This window comes from Paenibacillus sp. VTT E-133280, assembly GCF_002264385.1.
GTDB classification, from domain to species: Bacteria; Bacillota; Bacilli; order Paenibacillales; family Paenibacillaceae; genus Paenibacillus_AQ; species Paenibacillus_AQ nitricinens.
On record NZ_NFUX01000120.1, the window covers coordinates 1 to 10,466 of the forward strand.

General features: G+C 39.3%; 14 protein-coding genes and 4 pseudogenes. 2 read left to right on the plus strand and 16 right to left on the minus strand.

Annotated features, from left to right (window positions below; genetic code table 11):
- Nucleotides 1-284: 284 nt before the first annotated feature.
- Nucleotides 285-866, minus strand: coding sequence for a TVP38/TMEM64 family protein (locus CA600_RS29590; RefSeq protein ID WP_094874672.1), 582 nt, complete (start codon nucleotides 864-866; stop codon nucleotides 285-287).
- Nucleotides 867-1,037: 171 nt separating this feature from the next.
- On the opposite strand from CA600_RS29590, the gene CA600_RS29595 reads away from it, so the two are divergent.
- Nucleotides 1,038-1,523 carry a DUF6803 family protein gene (locus CA600_RS29595; protein WP_094874673.1) on the plus strand — a complete coding sequence of 162 codons (486 nt, stop codon included), beginning with the start codon at nucleotides 1,038-1,040 and terminating at the stop codon, nucleotides 1,521-1,523.
- Between the two features lie 119 nt (nucleotides 1,524-1,642).
- Here CA600_RS29595 and CA600_RS29600 read toward each other — a convergent pair.
- From CA600_RS29600 to CA600_RS29670, 14 genes and pseudogenes are all read right to left on the minus strand, one after another.
- A pseudogene (locus tag CA600_RS29600) lies at nucleotides 1,643-1,837 on the minus strand (hypothetical protein); the annotation flags it as partial.
- 231 nt (nucleotides 1,838-2,068) lie between these two features.
- Complete coding sequence (locus CA600_RS29605) at nucleotides 2,069-2,278, minus strand: hypothetical protein (RefSeq protein WP_094874674.1); 210 nt, start codon at nucleotides 2,276-2,278, stop codon at nucleotides 2,069-2,071.
- A 155-nt stretch (nucleotides 2,279-2,433) separates the two neighbouring features.
- Nucleotides 2,434-2,757, minus strand: a complete 324-nt coding sequence (locus CA600_RS29610; protein WP_094874675.1) for a winged helix-turn-helix domain-containing protein — start codon at nucleotides 2,755-2,757, stop codon at nucleotides 2,434-2,436.
- A 5-nt stretch (nucleotides 2,758-2,762) separates the two neighbouring features.
- Complete coding sequence (locus CA600_RS29615; RefSeq protein WP_094874676.1) at nucleotides 2,763-3,092, minus strand: response regulator transcription factor; 330 nt, start codon at nucleotides 3,090-3,092, stop codon at nucleotides 2,763-2,765.
- Nucleotides 3,093-3,773: 681 nt separating this feature from the next.
- Nucleotides 3,774-4,475, minus strand: coding sequence for a hypothetical protein (locus CA600_RS29620; RefSeq protein WP_143812229.1), 702 nt, complete (start codon nucleotides 4,473-4,475; stop codon nucleotides 3,774-3,776).
- Between the two features lie 57 nt (nucleotides 4,476-4,532).
- On the minus strand, nucleotides 4,533-4,841 hold the full coding sequence (locus CA600_RS29625) for a hypothetical protein (RefSeq protein ID WP_143812463.1): 309 nt from the start codon (nucleotides 4,839-4,841) through the stop codon (nucleotides 4,533-4,535).
- A 360-nt stretch (nucleotides 4,842-5,201) separates the two neighbouring features.
- On the minus strand, nucleotides 5,202-5,864 hold the full coding sequence (locus tag CA600_RS29630) for a response regulator transcription factor (protein ID WP_306440431.1): 663 nt from the start codon (nucleotides 5,862-5,864) through the stop codon (nucleotides 5,202-5,204).
- A 113-nt stretch (nucleotides 5,865-5,977) separates the two neighbouring features.
- Nucleotides 5,978-6,175 carry a DUF2933 domain-containing protein gene (locus CA600_RS29635; protein WP_094874680.1) on the minus strand — a complete coding sequence of 66 codons (198 nt, stop codon included), beginning with the start codon at nucleotides 6,173-6,175 and terminating at the stop codon, nucleotides 5,978-5,980.
- 59 nt (nucleotides 6,176-6,234) lie between these two features.
- The gene (locus tag CA600_RS29640) at nucleotides 6,235-6,417 is read right to left on the minus strand and encodes a DUF2933 domain-containing protein (protein ID WP_094874681.1); all 183 of its coding nucleotides are present in this window, start codon (nucleotides 6,415-6,417) and stop codon (nucleotides 6,235-6,237) included.
- 286 nt (nucleotides 6,418-6,703) lie between these two features.
- Nucleotides 6,704-6,922 (minus strand): SHOCT domain-containing protein, encoded by a 219-nt coding sequence (locus CA600_RS29650; RefSeq protein ID WP_094874683.1) that lies wholly within the window; start codon nucleotides 6,920-6,922, stop codon nucleotides 6,704-6,706.
- Nucleotides 6,923-6,936: 14 nt separating this feature from the next.
- Nucleotides 6,937-8,289 (minus strand): sensor histidine kinase, encoded by a 1,353-nt coding sequence (locus CA600_RS29655; protein ID WP_094874684.1) that lies wholly within the window; start codon nucleotides 8,287-8,289, stop codon nucleotides 6,937-6,939.
- On the minus strand, nucleotides 8,279-8,986 hold the full coding sequence (locus CA600_RS29660; protein ID WP_094874685.1) for a response regulator transcription factor: 708 nt from the start codon (nucleotides 8,984-8,986) through the stop codon (nucleotides 8,279-8,281). The genes CA600_RS29655 and CA600_RS29660 overlap by 11 nt, the downstream gene beginning before the upstream one ends.
- 66 nt (nucleotides 8,987-9,052) lie before the next feature.
- A complete protein-coding gene (locus CA600_RS29665) occupies nucleotides 9,053-9,316 on the minus strand; it encodes an FAD/FMN-containing dehydrogenase (protein ID WP_094874686.1) in 264 nt (87 codons plus the stop codon).
- A gap of 279 nt (nucleotides 9,317-9,595) precedes the next feature.
- A pseudogene (locus CA600_RS29670) lies at nucleotides 9,596-9,991 on the minus strand (cupin domain-containing protein); the annotation flags it as partial.
- Between CA600_RS29670 and CA600_RS29675 the strand changes: the two are divergent.
- Nucleotides 9,991-10,206 (plus strand): annotated as a pseudogene (locus CA600_RS29675) (YmaF family protein); the annotation flags it as partial. The pseudogenes CA600_RS29670 and CA600_RS29675 overlap by 1 nt on opposite strands.
- A gap of 71 nt (nucleotides 10,207-10,277) precedes the next feature.
- Here the strand turns inward: CA600_RS29675 and CA600_RS29680 are convergent.
- Nucleotides 10,278-10,466, minus strand: a pseudogene (locus CA600_RS29680) (IS5/IS1182 family transposase); the annotation flags it as partial.

The window sequence follows — 10,466 nt, forward strand, 5'->3', positions numbered from 1 at the left end:
TGAGGGTTCGGTTAAAGGTTCCCTATATTCTCTTGCTCACAAGAATAATTCACCCGGAATGGTTCCCCCGTTTTCAATACGAAATTCGGCAGTTGGTTAATATTTTGTAACTAATTACACTTTAATATATCAAGAAATCGCCTGTCAATGCTTTCACAAATTTTATACTTTTATTTTTAAACTACATAGTTTCTACACTTTTTTAGTGTATAATGCAGATTTTCGAGCTTTAATTACGCAAAAACCCTATTTATATAAGTAACTATTTTTCTATTGTCCATGCATTATCCCTTTTTCTTTCTATCAAGATAAAAAATAATGGTGCTCAATAAAAGAAACAAAATTGTAATCATTAACTTGAATTTAGTGTCCATTAGATTAACATATCCATAGCCAATGAGTGTCTCAAGTAGCAACGATGGTATTTTACCTATCGCAGAAGCAACTATAAAACTTGAAAAGCCTACTTTGGAAATAACGCAGATTAGAGTGACTAATGATGAAGGAATTAACGGCGCTGATCGGACAATTATTATGCTAAAAAACTGACGCTTCGGACTTAATGATTGAATCTGGGACTGCCATTTGATGGTTTTATTCGGACGATATTTCTCCTTATAAGTTAAGGTACCTTTGCGATAAAGAAGATAAGAGACGGCTGCCCCTAAAACTTCTCCGATCCAAGAGAGAAGAAACCCGGGAACCACACCAAAGACTAACATATTCACAGTCGTTAGTGCCACTGATGGAATGATTCCTACAACACTTATGACCACATTTATCAATAAACTTATGAGGACTGCCCAGGCTCCCCATACCATCAGCCACCGCATGAGTAATTCTGAATCCACTCCTAGGTATTCCATACTTCCCCTTCACTTTCAATCCACGTAGTATACCTATCTTCTAAACGAATTCTATACTCTATATCTTCAACTCTATTTTCCATCTATTGATACTCCTTCTCCAATCTCTTCTACAAACTTTCCACATATGATAACTCTTGCAGTAATTATATAAATGGAGGGAATTAATCAATGAACATGACTCATTACATGTCCCTTCTTATGGACAGCCAGCCGTGGAATCTGATCATCTTTATGGCAATCCCCGTCATTTTTGCTGAGACTATTACAGTAACCGAGTTCTTTATCCTTTTCAACAAAAACGTCCAGGGTGGATTAAAGGCGTTTAACCGAATCTGCAGTATTTTGGCCGGTCTCTACTTTACAGGAGTTTTCTTGTATCTCTTCCCGACAGCTTTTGTCCCTCTGACCGTAAATGGAGAGTGGCATTCCTGGGTAGACGTAGTCGCGGTTGGATTTTACCTCAGTGGCGTATTCTTCCTGCTGCCTCTGGCTCTTTTGGAGCTTGGGCTTATCGGCCGTAAACGTTCGGAAGAAGGAAAGCTCAAGCTTCACTTTATTCTCGTCAGCGGGTTTCTCGTTGTTGCACACATCGCCATGATCTTTGGGATGGTTAATCCTGAGATTGTAAGCGGAATGGCTGGTATGAATCAGTAATAAAGAAAGATTGCAAAAAGACTTCGAAGATATACTTCGAAGTCTTTTTTTATAGAAAACATCGAATGTAGGTGTCACAAACTTTTGTTTTTGTAAAGGATTTCTGTATCGCTAAATCATTATAGTTTTACTCGTTGTAAGCGAAGGGCATTTAGAACTACGGATACAGAACTTAGTGCCATAGCTGCTCCTGCGACCCAAGGAGCCAAGAGACCGATAGCAGCAATAGGAATCCCCAGTGTATTGTAACCAAGAGCCCAGAACAGATTCTGGCGGATGTTCGTCATTGTCTTGCGGCTCATATAGATGGCATCAGGTTTTGTCTCTATGCCCAAAGGATTGAAAACACCTTGGTTAAAAGGGGAATACAGGGGAATTGACAAATTCGTTCATAGCAGTTGGATTTCAGGTAGCATTGCTTCACCCTGTTCCATCTCGCCTGATATAGCTACACTCTTATTTCCTTTGAATATAATAATTTCGTCTCCTGTTAAGCTCCCTATGGAATCCGTCACTACATCGCTACCATCAATGATAAGGTCCCCTTAATACAACTTTCCTTCTTTTAATATCCATTCACCTGGGAATTTCTCATTAATCAATGCCATCGCCATTGAACTGTTGGATATCATTTTTTGCGAAGCAATATGTTCTATTTGAGATTCCATTCCAAGAATAGCGTATGTACCTTGTGAAATCGTCAGTAGCAAAGTAACGGTGGAAATAAAGAGCATTAGCTTTCGCGATAATTTCATATCAACCCGCCTTTTAATATTTCTTCCCTGAAAGCTTTAGAAAGAATGGATTATCAAACAGTTATAAAGAACATTACAAATCCTTTAGACCCATGAGTTCATTATTCGTCCTCTCTAGAAACAAGGAACTTATATCCCACTCCCCGTATGGTTTGTTAAGGACTATATTCCAAACCTGCACTGTTAAGTTTTTTTCGTATGTTTTTTATATGGGTATAAACAATTCGGTATCCTCCCCTATAATCAATTCCAAACATTTCCTCTACCAATTCTTTACGGGTAAATACACGTTGTTTACTCTTTGCAAGTGTAACAAGTAATACAGTCTCTTTTTTAGTTAAAGGAATGGATGTTCCCTGCATATAAAGCTCGTTATCATCTAATCGTATTTTCATATCCGACGAATCCATAACATGTAATTCTGTTAGAGGAACTTGTGAAGCTTGTATTAGGGTTGATCTGCTCAATAAAGAATTCATTCGGCTTAACTTTCCTGTAAATGAAAAGGATTGACCAAGTAACTGTCCACCCCAAAACAACCCACTTTATCCAATGTTGCTTTGCCCGCAGAAAGCTCAAGGAGTGGTATCCATTTAGTATCTTTAACGATTTCGAGAACATGGGATTCTTCTATATCCGGCAATAAGTCATCCAATAGGATGATATTAAAAGAATGCTTTTTCACCATAGTTAACGCATAACTACACGTTGCTGCTACCTTTATCGAAAATCCTTTTTCCAATAAAAAAATCCGAAGCAAATTTCTGATATTTCGGTCACTATGAATAATTAATACTCGATGATTAGTCATCATACTCAATGGTAGTTATGATGTTCGGAATGAAAAGAAAGCAACGAATAAAATTGTAAGAACTAACTCATATCAACAAATTTAGAGAATCAATAACGGTAACCAAAATAAAACCATTGGTTTACTTCCTTTATAAAAAGCTCTCTTTTATCATTTCCATTGTAGAAGGATTATGTGTGGACTCAATGTTGAAAGAATGTGATTTTTATGGACTTATTTCTAGTACATTTCGTCGCTCAACTTACTGACAAAATTTGCCTACAGCAAATAAAAATTCATTTTGTTCTGTCATCTTATCTCTCATCACTAACCCTATTTTCCACTCAGATATATGAAGAAAATATAGTTTAGACTGGAATCGTTGATTCTACAAGGTTTTGGAGCTAAGAAATCGTCAGCCTTTGATAAATAAGTTATAGACTGATAACCTAGAGGAAGGTATCCGTAATGCGACCGACACTATTAAGAGAAAATAAAAGTAGCCTGAGCATGAACTGTTTTTGGCATACAGTTGGACGTCCGGCGGCCAGAGACCCGGTCCGAATCCGGAAGAACCACTAGGTACACAAGCGGAAACTCTTCCTGAAATTAGATGGACACCAGTAAAAAAACAGCACGAGAAAAACTCTTAAACTGCCGCTAGTTTATTCATCTAATCTTTCCGTTAGTTGAATGAAATTACTGTTAGGAATCCTTTCGACGATGATAAATTACCGGCGAGGCGGCACTTTTCAGCCATAGGTATGCGTCACTTCCGCCAGGATTGGAAATCCAGATATTCGTGTCTGTATAATGGTATTTTCGTATCCAAATCAATTTATCGACGGAATGAATGTAGTCGGGACCGTAATCGCCATATCCTTCTGGTGGAATTGTAACCTTGGTGGTTTGTTCGCCTGATACGGTATCCACAATATATAAAGCTGGCAAAGGGAGTTTAGAAAAATCATTTGACCATTCCGCTTCTTTAACCCGAGAGACGTAAATCGTATCGTCGTCCTTCCAAGCAAAATCCAAGTCGGCGTAATTCTCCGGTGTATAAGTTGTAAATGTAGGGAATTCCTTCGTCATTAAATCTTTCTCCTTAAACCCAAACACAAGTCTTCCCCCACCTGCAATATACGCTAAGCTGTCTTTCGAAGGTGCCCATTTCGGACGTCCGACTTCTAAAATGATTTCATCCAATACTTCAAAATGACGACCATCGGATGAGATCGCGCAAACCATATTGCTGTCCATAGACCAGGATGCTGTTGGTGATACAACAAATGAAAGCCAGCTGCCGCTCCGCGAGAAAGAAAAATCACTGGGATTGACCGCAATGATTTTTGAACCGTTATTTGATATCTCATTCGATAGCCTATAAAATTTTTCGACGTTCTCCAAAGAGCTCGCCCCCGCCCAATTCTTCGGCAGTATCTTCTTATAAAGCGTCGCTCCCATTCAACCTTCCGGTGTGAGGTCGCCATTTTTTGATAGAATAAATCCGCTGCCGTCAGGAATCCAGACATATTCATCTACTCCAATTGCAGCGTTATTAAACTTCTTCAAGTCTGAAACATTGAGCACAGTACTGTATTTATAGGCAAGAATACTACCGTGGGGAGTCCACCTCGACAAATACCCTTTATAGATTTTTATTGTTTTTTTGGTGCTAACATCATAGATCTTAACGCTCTGCTGAGGCGGATTTTCTCCATCTTCTTCAACATAGGAAAGTAACACTCCATCAGCGGACCAATCTAGGCTCAAAGCCTTCCCCGAACTAGATACCTGGCTCTCCGTACCATTTACATACACCCTACGTTGCCGTTCCGAATAAAAGCGACTTTCGCCGGTACCTCTATTGTCCGTGAACTGTATCAGACGGATGAAATACCATAATAAAGAGGGCAATCGTAATAACTATTTTTTTATACCAATATGCTCTCACCTACTTCATTTCATTTTTCATTAGGGATGCCCTGTTTTATGTATTTTTACTCAAGTTGAGTTACTAACATTTCCAATTGATATAGCAAAAAGAGGAGCTGCCGAAGCATGCCCCTCTTTTCTTAGACCTTTTTAATTAAGATAACTCATTATTCAGCCCGGCTTAATGTGATTTTTTCACTACTCGTTCTCAGTGAAAACTAAGAACTTGTATCCAACTCCTCTTATTGTTTGTATAGGGTTATATTCTAAACCCGCACTTTTCAGTTTCTTACATATATTTTTAATATGAGAATCTATAACACGTGTCCCCCCATCGTATCCGAATATACTATCTATCAGTTCATCTCTGGTAGATACGAATTGACTGTTCTTAGCAAGGGTAGCGAGTAACTCCATCTCCTTTTCAGTTAGTGATACAACAGTCTCATCTATTTGAATCTCTCTAAGATTAAAGTGTAGCTTTATCCTCGAGAAATTCAACGTATTTGCCATTGAAAAGGAAGTTTGTGTCATCGCTACCCGGCGTAATAAAGCATTCATTCGGGCTAACAATTCTTCCAAATCAAAAGATTTGGTTAAGAAATCATCCGCACCGATCCGAAAACAACGAACTTTATTCTTGAGTTCTGTACACGATGAGAGCATAAGAATCGGTATAGTGTCTGTTTCTCTAAGTATTTGGCATACTTGGCATCCATCCATATCCGGTATTCTGGCATCCAATAGGATAATATCAAAGGGATGATTTTTTATCATCGCCAGCGCTTCCTGACCCGTAGTTGCTTCTATTATTGACCCAATAAGTAAAAGCGGATCGAATTTCTCGTAGCCCTGTATTATCTACAATTAACACTCGATGTTTAAACACTATTCTCACCTACCATACATTCTAGTTCCTGTACATTTTTATGCCTTTGTATTGAAGATATAATTTAGACACTAGGATAGTACACTTAGTTAATGGATAACTTTCCGATTTCTTTTTTCAATTGTTCGTTTTGCACTTTTATCTCATTATAGTCTTGATGAAGACTCCAATCTGATTGTGACTGATTAGAGCCTCCAACTTGACCATGCGTCCTCCGCATCCCAAACATCATAAATATCATCATTAACGAACAAATTAACAACAGCAGTATTGACCAATCCATCTTAAATTCCTCCTCAGTATTATCTTCTCATGTCGTTTATTTATTTCTAAGAATATGATTTATTTAGACAAATGGCGGATTTTTTTCAATTGTTCATTCTGCACTCTTAGCTCATTGTATTCTTTCTCAAGACTCCACTCTGATTTTGTTCCGTTTGAAAAAGATCCTTGACCATGCAACATTTTCATCCCAAACATCATCATTAGCGAACAAATCAACAACAGTAATAAAGACCACTCCATCTGTATACCTCCTCTGTATGTTGCTTATGTTGATGTTTTTATTGTAGATGAGTTATGTGTGGTTATAATTCATGCTCCTTACATACACCACAATACGTTTCACCGCTGATCAAGTGAACATTTAAAGACATCCGGTTTAGAATTGCTTGATGGATAAGTTTCTTTCTGAGCAAATATTTCTCGTTTCCCCAAAAGATGATCTTTTTAGAATTATAAACAAACCAGGAGGGAGATAAATCAAATGAGGTGGGCTCCTTGTTCTTTTGCCATATCTCCATTAATGTTATCAATCCCGCAAAATGCTCTTCATCCGGTAATAATCTTCCTCCGTGATTTCACCTCTTGCAAAGCGTTCATCCAAGATTCTCTCTGGAGTATTGTCAATAAATCGTGAATTCCCATTGCCCCCAACCCATTTTATCACCAAATAGATTACACCTACGATCAGTAAAAAATTGATGACTAATCCAAATGTTCCGAACCCAGAGCCATAACCCATCATCATTTCCTCTCATCCTTTCATCGAATTAATGGAAGACGAACACAAACAGTAGTTCCCTTTTTATTCTCACTTTCAACATGAATAGATCCGGCATGAGCATCCACTATGGCTTTAACAACCGCTAGTCCTATTCCGGCTCCGCCAGTCTTTCGATTCCTTGATTTCTCCCCGCGGTAGAAACGTTCAAAGATATAGGAAAGTTCACCTTCAGGTATTCCCATTCCGGTATCGGATACGATGACTACGCCCTCTGCTTTCTCTTTTAACACTTCAATATGAATACTTCCAGAACTCGTATATTTGAATGCATTGCTTATCAGATTTACGAATACCTGAACGAGCCGCGAACGGTCCCCTGTGATCCAAACGTCATTTGTACTTATCAGGTCAGCTGTAAGTCCTTTATGCCTAAACTGGCTGGATACTGTATTTAACGACATCTCAACAATATCGTTAAGAGATACGATCTCCGTCTTCAGCTGAACCATTGGATTCTCTACTGCAGCCAGATTTTCCAAATCACTGATGAGTCGAACCAGTCGCAGGACTTGATCATGACACACTTGAAGCTTATTCGGCGTCGGTTCCCATATGCCATCCTGAAAAGCTTCCAAATGGCTTTGTATAGTAGTTAAGGGCGTTCGCAGCTCATGCGCCACATCAGCAGTCAGTGATTTCCTTAACTGATCTTGCTTTTCCAACCCTTCAGCCAAATGATTGAGCGCACGCCCCACGTCATCAATCTCTGTATTTTGATTTATAACTTCAACCCGGGAAGTGAGATCTCCCTCTCTCATTCGCGAAGCGATATCTTTAATCTCTAAAAGAGGCTTGCTAATGCTTTTGGCCATATAGCGGCTAAACAGATACGTCCCGGCAATAACGAGAATCATTGCGGCCCATAACAATGTATTAAACATTCGCAGAAACTGCTGATTTTGGCTTTGCGATGTTTCGTTCACTGGTTGAAATTCCAATGTCCCGACCTGCTGATTGTCTTTTACGATTGCTTTTGTAATGGTGTCTTGCTTAGGCTGGGAATTCACTTCTCTTTGCATCCCCATTTGGCTAGTGTCCCAAATCAATTGGTGGTCTTTGTCATATACACGAACGATATATTCACTAACCATCGCCTGGTGCGAAATCATCATCCATACATTTGTATTCCATTGGCTGGTTGACTCATTATAAGCTTCTTTTAGAACTTCCAGTAACGTTTGTATTTCCGCCCGCTCCTGGTTTTTCTGATATTGGTTGAACGAAACATTCATTACTATGTTGACAAGCAGGACAATAGACAGAAGCGCAGCAAGAGCCACACCGGCATGGGATATAAGAAGCTTTCTGCTCAATCCGCCTCTATTTCTCATCCGGACTCACCAAGAATTTATATCCCACTCCAAATACTGTACCGATAAAAACAGGGTGTTTAGGGTCATCGCCAATTTTTTGTCTAATATTCTTGATATGAACATCGATGGTTCGCTCGAATCCTTCAAAGGTATCACCCTGGGTAAGGTTAACCAGTTCAAGGCGTGAGAACACTCTCTTCGGATGCTTCGCTAAAATTTCCAGCAGCTTAAACTCCATATGGGTAAGGGATACGGGCTCCTCGTGAATTCTCACCTCATAACGTTCCAAATCCATTGTTAAACAGCCTTGCGCATATGACAGCAGTGACATATTCCCTTGTTCCCGCTGATTGGTTCTTCTTAAAAGACTAATCACCCGGGCGAGCAGCTCTCTTGGGCTGAATGGTTTGGTAATATAATCATCGGCTCCAATCATGAGCCCATTCACCATATCGTCCTCACTGCTCTTTGCAGTCAGCATGAGTATCGGAACGTTCGATGATTTACGTACCATTCTGCATACTTCCTCTCCGGTCATATCCGGAAGCATCAAATCCAGCACGATCAGATCGGGCTGTAAGTTTTCAAAAAGATGAATCGCGCCTCTTCCTGTATCGGCTTTGTACACAATATAATTATTCTTTTCCAAATAAGCCTTAATGACCTGCAGGATATTTTCTTCATCATCCACCACTAAAATTTTCACGAACTTCATCACCTGCTTTGTTGTTAAAATGAGACAGACCTCATTTCTATGAGGTCTTATCTTATCATGATCGGATTAGAAGTTCATCATACCCCTGCTATATTGAGAATTCTGCATCATTCCTGAACTTCCCGTACCGTTTGAAGTGCTGCAATTGTCATGCATTTGCTTGATTTGGTCCTCTGACAGGTTTGGGTGCATTTGTTTGGAAAAGGGTAGCATTTTTTCGAAAAAACTGCTGCCGTTAGTATCATTGTTTGCTGTTGCAGCGTAAGCGCCAGCGGTTCCAATCCCCATAACAAGTACCAATGCTGATAATCCAATCCAAAGTTTCTTCATTTGTATCTCCTCCTTATAGTTACACTATATAAGAGAGTTATGAAGAACAAATTTGCAGCTTATGAAGAAGTTATGAAGATAGCAAAAGGATATGAACACGAGAAAGAAGCCTTTCACTCAACTTTATCCGGTGAAAGGCTCATTTAACTAAGGAGGGGACTAATGTTGGCGCATTGCGTACATGTTTGACATTATGTTTCTTCAAATCAGTTGTTCTATTCGATAATTGTCTGCTGAATGAAACTGAAGTTATAAATACTAAATTTAAAGCGTCGTCTATCAATGTGATACCATTGCCTCCGCCTTTGTAACATGTATGGTTCCGGTCGGATGCTCTGGTGGCGCGTAAATAACATAAACTTTTAACGGTATATTTCCAGTGTTCGTTAAGTTATGCCATTTGCCTGCAGGGATCAATATGGCATAGTTATCGTAGACCATTGTCTCAAAATCCAGCTTATTTTTCGAGTCACCCATTTGAACGAGACCCTGGTCCTCTTCAATTCGGATAAATTGGTCTGTATGAGGGTGTACTTCTAAACCAATGTCATCTCCAACCGGAATGCTCATAACTGTAACTTGAAAATATTCTCCCGACCATAATGCAGTTCGAAAGGTATTATTCAGTTTCGTTACTTGCTCAATGTTGATGACGAACGGTTTCTTTCCGTAATCCAGCTCCTAGTGGAGTCCCGCATGTTCATAATTATAATGTAGAAACCTCATTTAATGATCAGCATGTTCACCTAATTAGAGGTACAACAGGGCCCGCAATTCCTTTGGTAGGAGGCAGTCATTACCATCACTTTGAAGGGTATACAACAGTAAACGGCAGGATCCCACACTCCCATAGGTATAGAGAGAAAACTGGCGATGAGGAAGGGCACTGATATCAAACGAACTTATGAAAAACATACATCAGAACTTAAACATGATACTCAGGCATGTATTCCTTGAGAATTAGAAGTAAGTACTTGAACATTCGAATGGGAGGCACAGCATTTCGACCATTATCTAGGCAATATTTATTCTGTAATTCTTCATGGACAAAAGAAAAATCTACGAGGTCATTTATTTGTCGTAGCATATTATCTTTAGGTACGACGATATCGTAAAACGCCATAAATGGACTGAGGTTAAGGGATTGTTG

Bases quoted from the DNA above. Each gene is read 5' to 3' on its own strand.
- CA600_RS29590 (WP_094874672.1), bottom strand. From the start codon at position 866: ATGGAATACCTAGGAGTGGATTCAGAATTACTCATGCGGTGGCTGATG.
- CA600_RS29595 (WP_094874673.1), top strand. From the start codon at position 1,038: ATGAACATGACTCATTACATGTCCCTTCTTATGGACAGCCAGCCGTGG.
- CA600_RS29605 (WP_094874674.1), bottom strand. From the start codon at position 2,278: ATGAAATTATCGCGAAAGCTAATGCTCTTTATTTCCACCGTTACTTTG.
- CA600_RS29610 (WP_094874675.1), bottom strand. From the start codon at position 2,757: ATGAATTCTTTATTGAGCAGATCAACCCTAATACAAGCTTCACAAGTT.
- CA600_RS29615 (WP_094874676.1), bottom strand. From the start codon at position 3,092: ATGATGACTAATCATCGAGTATTAATTATTCATAGTGACCGAAATATC.
- CA600_RS29635 (WP_094874680.1), bottom strand. From the start codon at position 6,175: ATGGATTGGTCAATACTGCTGTTGTTAATTTGTTCGTTAATGATGATA.
- CA600_RS29640 (WP_094874681.1), bottom strand. From the start codon at position 6,417: ATGGAGTGGTCTTTATTACTGTTGTTGATTTGTTCGCTAATGATGATG.
- CA600_RS29650 (WP_094874683.1), bottom strand. From the start codon at position 6,922: ATGATGATGGGTTATGGCTCTGGGTTCGGAACATTTGGATTAGTCATC.
- CA600_RS29655 (WP_094874684.1), bottom strand. From the start codon at position 8,289: ATGAGAAATAGAGGCGGATTGAGCAGAAAGCTTCTTATATCCCATGCC.
- CA600_RS29660 (WP_094874685.1), bottom strand. From the start codon at position 8,986: ATGAAGTTCGTGAAAATTTTAGTGGTGGATGATGAAGAAAATATCCTG.
- CA600_RS29665 (WP_094874686.1), bottom strand. From the start codon at position 9,316: ATGAAGAAACTTTGGATTGGATTATCAGCATTGGTACTTGTTATGGGG.